The sequence below is a fragment of the Tenacibaculum sp. SM2510 genome (assembly GCF_057002845.1).
This window is the reverse complement of record NZ_CP192703.1, coordinates 1,693,276-1,706,058: the sequence shown is the minus strand read 5'-3', so window position 1 is coordinate 1,706,058 and position 12,783 is coordinate 1,693,276. Positions and strand designations below refer to the sequence as shown.

General features: G+C 31.5%; 10 protein-coding genes. All 10 read left to right on the top strand.

From position 1 onward, the window contains the following. Positions 1-128 precede the first annotated feature (128 nt). Positions 129-1,286 (top strand): homogentisate 1,2-dioxygenase, encoded by a 1,158-nt coding sequence (locus ACQ629_RS07660; protein ID WP_483703759.1) that lies wholly within the window; start codon positions 129-131, stop codon positions 1,284-1,286. A gap of 342 nt (positions 1,287-1,628) precedes the next feature. Beyond that, entirely contained in the window at positions 1,629-2,789 is a 1,161-nt protein-coding gene (gene hppD, locus ACQ629_RS07655) for a 4-hydroxyphenylpyruvate dioxygenase (protein WP_483703757.1), read from the top strand. A 103-nt stretch (positions 2,790-2,892) separates the two neighbouring features. After that, positions 2,893-3,813: a tryptophan 2,3-dioxygenase family protein gene (locus ACQ629_RS07650; RefSeq protein ID WP_483703755.1), complete on the top strand. Its 921-nt coding sequence runs from the start codon at positions 2,893-2,895 to the stop codon at positions 3,811-3,813. A gap of 101 nt (positions 3,814-3,914) precedes the next feature. Beyond that, a complete protein-coding gene (locus ACQ629_RS07645; protein WP_483703753.1) occupies positions 3,915-4,691 on the top strand; it encodes a DUF3108 domain-containing protein in 777 nt (258 codons plus the stop codon). A 90-nt stretch (positions 4,692-4,781) separates the two neighbouring features. Further along, entirely contained in the window at positions 4,782-6,065 is a 1,284-nt protein-coding gene (locus ACQ629_RS07640; protein WP_483703751.1) for a peptidoglycan DD-metalloendopeptidase family protein, read from the top strand. A 3-nt stretch (positions 6,066-6,068) separates the two neighbouring features. Then, on the top strand, positions 6,069-7,637 hold the full coding sequence (gene pgi / locus ACQ629_RS07635) for a glucose-6-phosphate isomerase (protein ID WP_483703749.1): 1,569 nt from the start codon (positions 6,069-6,071) through the stop codon (positions 7,635-7,637). Positions 7,638-7,771: 134 nt separating this feature from the next. Continuing rightward, positions 7,772-10,318, top strand: coding sequence for a TonB-dependent receptor (locus ACQ629_RS07630; RefSeq protein WP_483703747.1), 2,547 nt, complete (start codon positions 7,772-7,774; stop codon positions 10,316-10,318). An 11-nt stretch (positions 10,319-10,329) separates the two neighbouring features. Continuing rightward, complete coding sequence (locus tag ACQ629_RS07625; RefSeq protein ID WP_483703745.1) at positions 10,330-11,451, top strand: hypothetical protein; 1,122 nt, start codon at positions 10,330-10,332, stop codon at positions 11,449-11,451. Positions 11,452-11,564: 113 nt separating this feature from the next. Further along, on the top strand, positions 11,565-11,972 hold the full coding sequence (locus ACQ629_RS07620; protein WP_483707178.1) for a hypothetical protein: 408 nt from the start codon (positions 11,565-11,567) through the stop codon (positions 11,970-11,972). 64 nt (positions 11,973-12,036) lie between these two features. Next, a complete protein-coding gene (locus ACQ629_RS07615) occupies positions 12,037-12,765 on the top strand; it encodes a lysophospholipid acyltransferase family protein (RefSeq protein ID WP_483703743.1) in 729 nt (242 codons plus the stop codon). The last annotated feature ends 18 nt before the right edge of the window (positions 12,766-12,783 follow it).

The following is a 12,783-nucleotide window of genomic DNA, read 5'->3' as shown; positions in this document are numbered from 1 at the left end:
TACTATCACATTTAAAATTTTTGATAAAACGCAATCCCGAATAATTAATGGAATAATCTATCAATGTTAAAATGTAGCAATACTTATTTGTTACATTGTTATATTAATTTATTAAACTATTAAGTAATATGCCTTTTTATCATAAGTTAGGAAATATTCCACCCAAAAGACACACACAGTTTCGTAAAGAAGACGGAAGTTTGTATTACGAACAATTGTTTGGTACGATTGGTTTCGATGGAATGTCTACCAATTCATATCACGAACACAGACCTACAATGGTCAAAGAAATTCGCAAGCAATACTCTGTTGCACCAAAAATAGCGAAAGCAAATAACATTCAATCGTATCGTTTTCGTGGATTTCAAGTAAAGCCAGAAAACGATTATTTAGAAAGCAGAAAAGTTGTTTTAACAAATTCAGATTGTAATATAATTTTATCGGCGCCGATAAAATCTACAACCGATTATTTTTATAAAAACACCGATGCTGATGAGGTAATTTTTATCCATAAAGGAACCGGTAAACTAAGAACACATCTTGGTAATTTAGATTTTAAATACGGAGACTATTTAGTAATTCCACGTGGAATTATTTATAAATTAGATTTCGATGATGAAAACAACCGACTTTTTATCGTTGAATCATACTCACCAGTTTACACTCCAAAACGTTACAGAAACTACTTTGGTCAACTGTTGGAGCATTCACCATTTTGTGAACGCGATTTAAGAAGACCACAAGAATTAGAAACTTATAATGAATTAGGAGATTTCTTAATAAAAGTGAAAAAGCAAGGAGAAATTATAGAAATGGTCTATGCTTCACATCCTTTTGATGTGGTTGGTTACGACGGTTATAATTTCCCGTATGCATTTTCAATTCACGATTTCGAGCCAATAACAGGTCGTATTCATCAACCGCCACCAGTGCACCAAACATTCGAAACAAACGCATTTGTAATTTGTAGTTTTGTACCTCGTTTGTACGATTATCATCCAGATTCTATTCCAGCACCATACAATCACAGTAATATCGATTCTGATGAAGTTTTATATTATGTAGATGGTGATTTTATGAGTAGAAACGATATTGATCAAGGTCATATTTCACTGCATCCGGCAGGTATACCTCATGGTCCGCACCCAGGAGCAACCGAGCGCAGTATCGGACATACAAAAACCGAAGAATTAGCTGTAATGGTAGATACATTTAAGCCGTTACAAGTTACCGAAGAAGCAATGAAAATTGCTGATGAAGATTATTATAAATCTTGGTTGGAGTAATTTGATATTTCTGTGCAAGCAGGTTTCGTTATTACAAACGTTCATTTAAATAAAATAATTAGAAGCTATTTCCTATTTTTCACTATATTTTTTTATAGTTGTCATTACGAAGTTTAATTTTTTATAAACTGTGGCAATCTCAATATTTAAGATACAGATTGCTTCGTTCCTCGCAATGACGTTTATTTATAAATGCTATAAAAAGGATGTCGTTTCAATAAGAGCTAAGTTTGTTTGCAATTCAATTGCTTTCAATAAAGAAATAGAAAATTTATAAATAATAAAGATCTCAAAAGGTTTAAAAATCTGCGAGGTTAAGAAAATACTAAAAATCATCAAAAGATGGCAAAAGACATAAAATCAGTAAACTACGGTTTAGAAAAAATATTTGAAGGAGCACAAGATTTCCTTCCATTACTAGGAACAGATTATGTAGAGTTTTACGTAGGTAACGCAAAACAAGCAGCACACTTTTATAAAACAGCATTCGGATTCCAATCACACGCATATCGCGGATTAGAAACAGGTTCTAAAGATTCTGTGAGTTACGTTTTAACACAAGACAAAATTAAGTTGATGCTAACAACTCCGTTAAATAGCAAATCGCCAATAAACGACCATATTGTAAAACATGGTGACGGTGTAAAAATTGTAGCTCTTTGGGTTGAAGATGCAAGAAAAGCATATGAAGAAACAACATCAAGAGGCGCAAAATCTTATATGGAACCTACTGTAGAAACAGATGAACATGGTGAAGTTGTAAGAGCAGGAATTTATACGTACGGAGAAACGGTACACATGTTTGTAGAGCGTAAAAACTACAACGGCGCATTTTTACCAGGTTTTCAAAAATGGGAATCAGACTACAATCCGCCAAGTGCAGGTTTAAAATTTATTGATCATATGGTTGGTAATGTTGGTTGGAATCAAATGGATGTTTGGGTGAAGTGGTATGAAGATGTTATGGGGTTTGAAAACTTTTTATCTTTTGATGACAAGCAAATTCACACAGAATATTCAGCTTTGATGAGTAAAGTAATGTCTAACGGAAATGGTCGTATTAAGTTTCCAATAAACGAGCCAGCAAAAGCAGCAAAACGTTCTCAGATTGAAGAATATTTAGATTTTTATGAAGGTGCAGGTGTGCAGCATATTGCAGTTGCAACAGATGATATTATAAAAACAGTATCTCAATTAAAAGCAAACGGAGTAGAGTTTTTATCAACGCCACCAGAAGAATATTATAGATCAGTTCCTGGAAGATTAGAAGAATTTAGTCATGAATTAAGAGAAGATATCGAAAAGTTAAAAGGTTTAGGTATTATGATTGATGCTGATGAAGAAGGGTATTTATTACAAATTTTTACAAAGCCAATTGAAGATAGACCAACCTTATTTTTTGAAATTATTCAAAGAATGGGAGCTCGAGGTTTTGGAGCAGGTAACTTTAAAGCATTGTTCGAATCTATCGAGAGAGAACAAGAAAAAAGAGGAACTCTATAATTTTAAATGAACAATTATAGAAACATTAAATCACCATTTTCATAAGTAGCAATACTTATAGAGATGGTGATTTTTAATAATAATGTTTATATAAAAGATAAAAATGAATAAAGAAGCGCTTTTAAAAGCAATAGAAAATAAATACGAAAAGTTAGGTGTTCCGTTAGAAACAATGTTAGAAGGTTTGTTGCATAGCACACCAATAACTTATTGGGATTATATTCAAACTGATGCACTATTAGGATTGCAAATACCAAGAACAACAGAGCCTGATGAAATGGTTTTTATCATGTATCATCAAGTAAATGAGTTGTTATTTAAAATGGTATTATGGGAAATTGATCAGATTTCACTTTCTGAAGAAGCTATTACTGCAGATAAGTTTTCAAAACACTTAATGCGTATCAGCAGGTATTTTGATATGTTGTGTAATTCGTTTACCGTGATGCAAGACGGAATGGATGTAGAGCAGTATTTAAAGTTTAGGAATACTTTGGCGCCAGCAAGCGGATTTCAAAGTGCGCAATATCGAAAAATCGAATTCGCATCAACAGAACTAATTAACTTAATTGATGCTCGTTATAGAGATACGATTGATAGAAGTTCATCTTTTAAAAATGCTTTTGACCATTTATATTGGCAAGCAGCAGGAAAAAACCATCAAACAGGTAAAAAATCAATCTTGATTAAACTTTTCGAGAAAAAGTATATGGGAGATTTTATCGATTTTATGGAAGATTATAACGATTGTAATTTATCTACAAAATTTAAGCAGCTTCCCGATAATGTTCAAAAAAATGAAGAATTAGTAAAAGCGATGCGTCATTACGATTACACCGTAAATGTAAAATGGGTAATGGCACATTATAATGCTGCAGGAAAGTATTTAGGTGGCGGAGATAAAGATTTAGAAGCAACAGGCGGAAGTAATTGGCGTAAATATATGCATCCAAAACACCAACGTAGAATATTTTTCCCGTATTTATGGAGTATAGAAGAACTAAAAAAATGGGGAACATTTTAACCCTTATTAATAATAGTAAAAAAACTGTATGATTTTAAAATCATACAGTTTTTTTAGTTTGGAACAATAATTGTCTTACTTTTTTCATAAGTTTGAATACTATGAAGAAACAACTATTTTTTATTTTCGTATTATTTTTTACCATAGTTACTTTTGGTCAAGAAAAACCAGTAGCATTTAAAGACGGCGAATGGCTTAAGTTTAAAATGAGTTATAGTGGGTTTTTAAAAGCAGGTGAAGCTACATTATCATTAAAAGAAGAAAATTTAAATGGTAAAAAGATATTGCACGCTACAGGAAAAGGAAAAACAACGGGAATGATTAAGTGGTTTTTTAAGGTAAATGACAACTATCAATCATACTTCGATAAGCAAACCGGAAAACCTTATTTATTTAAAAGAAAAATTGATGAAGGTGGTTATAAGAAAAATAGGCAAATAACATTTAATCAAGATAAAAACACTGCGTACGTTGAGGATTTTAGAAAAAAAACAGACACACTTATTTCAGTAAATGGCCCGCAAGACATGATTTCTACTTTTTATTTCTTAAGAAGTTCCAATACTAATGGAATGAAGAAGGGGGAGGAAATAAGTATAGATATGTTTTTTGATGATAAAAGCTATCCATTTAAATTACGCTTTTTAGGGAATGAAACTCTAAAAACAAAATTTGGAAAAATTAAAACACAAAAATTCAGGCCAATCGTTCAGTCAGGTAGAGTTTTTAAAGCACAAGAAAGTGTAACTATTTGGATTACTGCCGACGATAATAAAATACCAATAAAAATGAACGCCTCCTTATCAGTTGGTTCTCTTCGCGCTGAGCTAATGGCGTATAAAGGATTAGCGAATCCTTTTGAAATAGTTTTTGATTAATGGTAAGTTGTTTACTTATTGTTAAAGTATTATAAACAATAGTTTTTATTTGTATTTTTGCGGGTAAACTCAATTTTAAACCGCTTTTTTTTGAAAAAACATATTCTTCCATTTCTTATTTTTTGTTTGCTTTTATCTTGTAAAGAAGAAAAGAAAGACGTTATAAAAATACCTGTTAAAATAGAAAAACCAAAGCCTGTTTATGCTTTCGGTTTTAATTTAGATAACTACAATTTAATAAACGATACAATAAAAAGTGGTGAAAGCTTTGGTGTTATATTAGATAGACATCATGTTATGTATCCTAAAATAAACGAAATAGCAACAGTAATTAAAGATACATTTGATGTAAGACGAGTTCGGTCAGGTAAGGCATATACAATTCTTAGCTCTAAAGACTCCCTAGAAAAAGCACAAATTTTTATTTATAAGCACAATAAAGTTGATGCCACTGTAATTAATTTTAAAGATTCTATTATATCTGCCTATAGAGTTAAGAAGAAGATTAAAATAGTAGAAAAGGAAATTGCAGGAGAAATTTTTTCAAGCTTGTCTGTTACTATGGATAGTTTGGGCTTAAAGCCAACACTAACAAATAATGTTGCAGATATTTATGCGTGGACTTTAGATTTTTATAATTTACAAAAAGGCGATAATTTTAAATTGATTTATGAAGAAAAATTCATTAACGACTCTGTTTTTGTAGGCTACGGTGAAATAAAAGCAGCGGTTTTTAATCATAAGGGAGATGATTTACACGCCTATAAATTTGTAGGAGATACGATAAATAAGATTCCTGAATTTTATGATGAAAAAGGGAATATGCTACGGAGAGCATTTTTAAAATCACCAATTAAATTTCAATATCGTATTTCATCACGTTATAATTTAAGAAGAAAAATAGCACTTTATGGAAGAGTACGTGCTCATAGAGGAACTGATTTTGCAGCAAGATATGGAACGCCTATTATGACAACGGCTAGTGGAACCGTAGTGAAATCAGCAAGACGCGGTGGAAATGGAAATTATGTAAAAGTAAAACACAACGGTACTTATAGTACTCAGTACTTACACATGAAGCGCCGAAATGTTAAAGTAGGTGATTACGTTAAGCAAGGAGATATTATTGGGTATGTAGGTATGACAGGAAATACAAGCGGACCTCATGTGTGTTATCGTTTCTGGAAACAAGGAAGAGAAGTTGATCCGTTTAGGGAAGAACTTCCTTCGGCAGAACCTTTAGACCCGAAAATGAAACCAACATTTTTTGAATTTATAAAGCCATTCAAAAAACAATTAGAAAAAATCAAGTTAATTAAAAAAGACACGGCACCTGCTTTTTTAACTGAAAAAGAATTATTACCGACACATTAAACTATGCCTTTACAAAATATAAATCCAATTCAAACCGAAGCGTGGAAAAAATTAGTCGACCACTTTAGTGAAGCAAAAAAATATGAACTAAAAGAACTTTTTCGTAAAGATAAAAACAGAAAAGAGCGATTTTCTGTTTCTTTAGGTGATTTTAAAGTTGATTATTCTAAAAACCATATAACTCAAGAAACAATTGATTTATTAATTTCTTTAGCAGAAGAAACTAAGTTAAAAGATGCTATTGATAAATGTTTTTCAGGAGATAAAATTAATGTAACAGAGAATAGAGCTGTTTTACATACAGCTTTAAGAAGTAATTCGAATAGTCCTCTTTTAGTTGACGGCAAAGATGTAAGACCAAAAATACAAACAGCTCTTAAAAAAATGAAAAGCTTTAGTAATAAAGTTATTTCAGGTAAATGGAGAGGTTATACAGGTAAACCAATTACTGATATTGTAAATATAGGTGTAGGGGGTTCTGACTTAGGACCTCGAATGGTAGTAGAAGCATTACAGTTTTATAAAAATAAATTAACCACACACTTTGTATCTAATATAGATGGAGATCATGTATCTGAAATATTAAGTAAGCTAGATCCCGAAACGACGTTGTTTGTAATTGTATCAAAATCATTTACTACAGATGAAACCATAACAAATGCAAACATCATTAGAAATTGGTTTTTAAAATCGGCCATAGTTTTTGATGTCGCTAAACATTTCGTGGCAGTATCTTCTAATATAGAAGAAGTGGTTAATTTCGGAATTGACAAAAAAAATATTTTCCCAATGTGGAATTGGGTTGGAGGGAGATTTTCTTTATGGTCAACCGTAGGACTGTCGATTAGTTTATCTATTGGATATGATAATTTCAAAGAATTATTAAACGGAGCAGAAGAAGTTGATGAGCATTTTAAAACTACTGATTTTAAAGAGAATATTCCTGTAATATTAGGGTTATTAGGTATCTGGACGAATAATTTTTTCGAATGTGAAACCGAAGCAATTTTGCCTTATAGTCATCACTTGTCAAAACTCCCAGCTTATTTACAGCAGTCTATTATGGAAAGCAATGGTAAAAGTGTTGATAGAGACGGTAAAGAAATAAACTATCAAACAGGAAACATTGTTTGGGGAGCTGCGGGAACGGACATGCAGCATGCTTTTATGCAATTAGTACATCAAGGAACAAAGTTAATTCCGACTGATTTTATTGGTTTTGAAGAATCATTATATGGTTTGGTAGATTCACATAAAAAATTAATGGCTAATTATTATGCTCAAATGGATGCCTTAGCTTATGGTAAAACAAAAGAAGAAATACATTTAGAGTTAAAAACAGAAAACAAACTGAATCAAATAAATCAGTTATTACCATATAAAACATTTAAAGGTAATCGACCAAGTAATTCATTATTATTAAAAAAACTTACACCAAAATCTTTAGGGATGTTAATAGCTACATATGAGCATAAAATATTTACACAAGGTGTTATGTGGAATATTTATTCTTTTGATCAGTTTGGTGTAGAGTTAGGTAAAGAACTTGCGGGAAAAATGTTAAATAATTAAGAATATCAGCTATTCTGTGACTTGACAAAGGATATTCTTGTTAAGGCAATGTTAAAAAGCTTAACATTAAATTAATATTGGCAACATATAAAAGCAAGACCTTTGCGCCGCATTTAATAACAATTAGATTAAAAATGAAAAAATTTAAAAATGTTTTACTAGTAGCATTGTTTATTGCAACAGCTACTGTTTTAGGGCAAACTAAACTTACAGGAGCTGTTGTTGACGAAATGGGAGAACCATTACCAGGAGCAAACATTGTAATAAAAGGAACAACAAACGGAACCGCAACTGATTTTGACGGAAAGTTTATGTTAAACGCTAAATCTACTTCAGGTACTGTTGTATTATCTTTTATAGGATACAACAACAAAGAAGTAGCTTATTCAGCTACAAAAACTAATTTAGGGACTATTGAATTAGAACCTTCAAATGTTTTAAATGAAATAGTCGTAACAGCAACATCTTTTGCAATTGATAGAAAAACTCCAGTAGCAGTATCTACAATTAAAGCATCTGAAATTGAAGCGAAATTAGGAACACAGGAGTTTCCTGAGGTTTTAAAATCTACACCAGGTGTATACGCGACTAAATCTGGAGGAGGATTTGGAGATTCAAGAATTAATCTACGTGGATTTAACTCTGAAAACGTTGCTGTTTTAATTAATGGTGTTCCTGTTAATGATATGGAAAACGGTAGAGTATATTGGTCTAACTGGGCTGGTTTATCTGATGTTACATCTGCAATGCAGGTTCAAAGAGGTCTTGGTGCTTCTAAAGTAGCTGTTCCTTCTATTGGTGGAACAATTAACATATTATCTAAAACAACTGATGTTGAAAAGGGAGGTAATATTATGATGACGACAGGTAATGATGGATATCAAAAGTATGGTATGACATTATCTACAGGTTTAATGGAGAATGGTATAGCAGCAACAGTTTCTGCAGCTAAGGTTTCTGGAGAAGGTTACGTAGACGGAACTCAGTTTGAAGGATACAATTACTTTGTGAATTTGTCTAAAAAATTTAATGAGAATCATGAGTTATCTTTTACAACTTTTGGTGCTCCTCAAAGACATGGACAAAGACAAAATAGAAGCACTATTCAAACTTATAGAAATGCTGAGCAAGGAATTAAGTTTAACCCAGATTGGGGATACAAGAATGGTCAAGTAACTAATATAGAAGATAATTTTTATCATAAATCTCAATCATCTTTAAATCACTATTGGACAATTAACGACCAGTCTACATTATCAACGGCATTATATGTTTCGTTTGGTAAAGGTGGTGGTGGTGGAACCGCAGGTGAGAATAGAGATTTATTTAAAAATAGAATCGGAGGAGCAGATCAACCAGTTGATTTAGATGCGATTGTTGAAATAAATAGAAATAATGGAGCATTAGGGTCTGAGGCGTATTTAAGAGCGTCAAGAAACGATCATGAATGGTATGGTATATTGTCAACTTATAAGAATGATATAACAGATAACCTTTCTTTTGTAACGGGTATTGATTTAAGAGAGTACACAGGTATACACTTTTCTGAAGTAACTGATTTATTAGGAGGTGAGTATGCACTAGGTAACGGGGATGTAAATAATCCAAATAGAGCATTGAAAGTTGGTGACAAAAGAGATTATTACAACGACGGTAATGTTGGTTGGCAAGGTTTCTTTATTCAGTTAGAATATGAAGGAGAAAACTTATCTGCATTTTTATCTTCAGCAGTATCTAATACATCTTATCAAAGAGTAGATTACTTTAATTACTTAGATAATGATCCATTACAGACTACAGATAAGTATAATTTCTTAGGCTACAGTACTAAAGGGGGTGCTAACTTCAGGATAGACGAAAATCACAATATATTCGCAAACGTAGGTTATTTCGAGAAAGCGGCAAATTTTGATGCAGTTTTTCAAAACTTTGATAATGAATCGATAAATGCTGATGCTGAAAATCAAAAAATATTTAGTGCAGAATTAGGTTACGGTTATAGAAGCGAGAAGTTTGCAGCAAATATTAATGCTTACAGAACGGAGTGGAACGATAGAACATTTACCGATTTTTATACGGATAGAAATCCTGGTTCTTCTACATTTAATGAAGATTTTGCTTTTAATTTAGCAGGAGTTAATGCATTACACCAAGGAATTGAATTTGATTTCACATACAAGCCTACTGACAAGTTAACAATTACAGGTATGGGGTCTTTAGGAGATTGGACTTGGAAAAATAATGTTTTAGATGTTCCGGTTTTTAATGACGCTCAAGAAAGAATAGCAACAGTAGATTTATTTATTAAAGATCTAAAGGTTGGAGATGCTGCTCAAACAACAGCAGCATTAGGAGTAAAATATAAGTTTTGGAAAAAAACTAGTTTAACAGTTGATTATAACTATTATGCTAACTTGTATTCAGATTATGACCCTAATGATAGAACATCAGAAGGTCCACAGCCATGGAAAGTACCTAACTACAACCTTTTTGATGCTGGATTAAGACATGGTTTTGAAATAGGAGGATTTGATACAACAATTACCGCAAGAATGAATAACGTATTTAACACTGAATACATATCAGATGCACAGGATCAAACATCACATACAGCTACAGACGCATTAGTATGGTATGGTTTTGGACGTACATTTAGTTTAAGTGCAAAAATTAAATTTTAAATAACAGAAAGATGAAAAAAGTAGTTTATTATTTCACAATTTTTATTTTTATACTTACTTCTTGTACACCATTAGAGGAAATACATGAAGATATAGATGCTCAGGAATCATTTATTTCAGGAGAGGCAAATTATACTTTAACAAATGATGATTATACAGAAGATGTTGAAGATGGTGGTTTAGGATTTCGCTTTCCTAACTTTAGCTCAATAGATGATGTTAAGGCAGAATTACCAGCGTTCTTATCTAATAAATACCCAGCTTGGGGTAAAGAATCTTTGGTGACTGTAAATTATAAGTTATATGCACCTAAACGTACAGAAAGAAGTTTAAAAGTATATACAGTAACTTCAGCAGATTATACTGCAGGGGGTCATAGATTTGGTAACTTTAGTAGTTCAGAAGATATTACAGACTTTTTAGATACTAAATATCCATCACCAGCAAACAGATTACTAGTTTCTTTAACATACAAATACTATTCAGGTAGTGTAGCAACCCTTAATAATGGTTTCTTATTCGTAAATGATGAATGGCAAATGATTACTGGTTTTACAGGTGATGAATATGAAGCAATGGGGGAAGGTTTTTCTAACTTTTCAAGTGAAGAAGAAGCATTAACAAAAACTCCTATTTTCTTATTAGACAAGTTTAAGTTTGATGGGAAAGTAAAAGGAGACATTGAAGGAATCATGTACAAGTTATATGTTACAGATTTAGATGATGTAGACGAAGATGGAAGGGTTGATGATAGAGCAGCGTATAGTTATGTTACTTATTTCGTATTTGATGGTGTTAATTGGTTGCCTTATAACGATACTATTGAAGAGTCTATTAAGTTTGGACATGATGGCATTACTTGGGTACCTGACAACACAATAAAATACACTCTAACAGCAGCTGATTATGATTTAGTTGATAATGGCTTTTATGATAATTTTGACGTTAGAGAAGGTAAAGGTGAAGCTTTAGAATCAGTTAGGTTAGAAAAGATAAACACAATTTTATTAAACAATTTCCCTAACGATGAAGAAGGTCAAAAATATGTTGTATCATATAACATATATAATGGTTCTGATGCAGTATGGTCTTTAGCAGTTGTTAAAGTTGGTGCTGAGTATGTAAAGCAGTAATAGGTATATTGCCAAATATTTAAAAATAATATTTCTAAAAACCACCTCAAACGAGGTGGTTTTTTTATGCATAAAAATTAGTACATTTACACTTATAAAAACAATTAATTATGATGAAAACATTGCACTCTTATTGGGCATATATAGTAGTAGCAGTATTAATTTTTACGGTGGTAAATGCTATTGTAGGGTTAATTCAGAAAAAAGAATTTACACATAAAGACTTTCGTTTAGGTTTGTTTGGTTTAATAACAACCCATATTCAGTTATTGTTAGGGTTTTTAGTATATTTTGTAGGAGGTTTTCAAAAAGGATTAGGAGATATGAAAGATGCTCCAGTTAGATTATTAGCTTTAGAGCATCCACTAATGATGATAATTGCCATCGTTTTAATTACAATAGGATGGTCGAAACATAAAAAACAAGTAAAGAGTGAAACAAAGTTTAAAACGTTCTCAATTTTTTACGGAATAGCATTATTACTAATACTATCAAGAATTCCGTGGAGTAATTGGTTTTAATATAAAATAATTAGTCCCGTTTTCACGGGATTTTTTATTTTTGTTAATTATTAAAAATATAATAATGAAATTAATAAGCTATATCGTATCATCAATATTCGCATTGGTGTTTTTTTTACTACTAATAATTTTTCAACCTTTACAATGGTTGGGGTTAAAATTGTTTGGTCAAAATGGCCATCAAAATGTGGTAAATATTATGAATTGGTTTTTAATCAAATCATTGTTAATTTTAGGAGTTCGTGTTATGGTTGAAAACGAACAAGATTTACCAGAAAACACCACTTTAATATTCGTTTCTAATCATCAAAGTACTTTTGATATTCCACCAATTATTTGGCATTTTAGAAAACATTTTCCGAAGTTTGTTTCTAAAAAAGAACTAGCAAAAGGAATACCAAGTATCTCTTTTAATTTAAGACACGGTGGTGCTGCTTTAATCGACAGAAAAGATGCCAGGCAGGCATTAACTGAATTGGGAAGTTTTTCAAAAAAAATAAATAAAAAGAAATGGTCTGCTGTTATTTTTCCTGAAGGAACAAGAAGTAGAACAGGTAAACCAAAGTCATTCTCAGTAAATGGCTTAAAAATGATTACAAAATACAATCCTGAAGCATATATTGTACCGTTAACAATAAATAATTCATGGAAAGTATTTAAGTATGGTAAATTTCCTTTAGGTTTGGGTAGTCCAATAAAAATTACGACACATGCTCCAATAAAGGTAAATAGCTTACCGTTTAATGAATTGGTGGCAACAGTAGAAAACACGATTAAAGAATCAATTTTATAATCACTTATAAATTATAAA